Source organism: Pseudomonas sp. HMWF006 (genome assembly GCF_003061205.1).
Taxonomy (GTDB): domain Bacteria; phylum Pseudomonadota; class Gammaproteobacteria; order Pseudomonadales; family Pseudomonadaceae; genus Aquipseudomonas; species Aquipseudomonas monsensis.
The window spans coordinates 1-571 of sequence record NZ_QAIU01000610.1; the positions used below are offsets into that span (position 1 = coordinate 1).

General features: G+C 60.2%; 1 protein-coding gene. It reads left to right on the forward strand.

What is annotated here, in order from left to right; genetic code table 11:
- The coding region (locus DBR24_RS34220) for a substrate-binding domain-containing protein (RefSeq protein WP_256591934.1) at window positions 1-571 on the forward strand (571 nt) is incomplete at both ends.

A 571-nucleotide genomic window follows, 5' to 3' on the forward strand; every position in this document is an offset into this window, starting at 1 on the left:
GCGTCATCCCGTCCGATCAAGGACAGCGAACTGCTCAGCCTGCAAGCGCTCGGCGACATGAAGAGTCCTGAAGCCGAGCAAGTCATCGCCATCGACGGCCTGGCAATCATCCTGCACCCCGACAATCCGCTGCAGCAGCTCGACACCGAGCAACTGGCGCGGATCTTCGCCGGCGAGGTGAAAACCTGGGAAGCGCTTGGCGGGCGTGGCGGGTCGATTCATTTATATGCGCGTGATGACCAGTCCGGCACCTACGACACGTTTAAGGAACTGGTCCTCAATCGTCGCGGGAAAAGTCTGAACAGCGCGGCGAAACGCTTTGAGTCCAGCGAGCAATTGTCCGACGCGGTCAGCGCCGATCCGCAGGGCATTGGCTTTATCGGTTTGCCCTATGTGCGTCAGGCCAAAGCCGTGGCGATTGCCGATGGCGCGTCGCAATCAATGCTCCCCTTCAACAGCCTGATCGCCACCGAGGACTATCCGCTGTCGCGGCGCTTGTTCTTCTATCTACCGCCCGACAGCAACCATCCATGGGCGAAGGCGTTGGTTGCGTTTGCGCAAAGTCCACAGG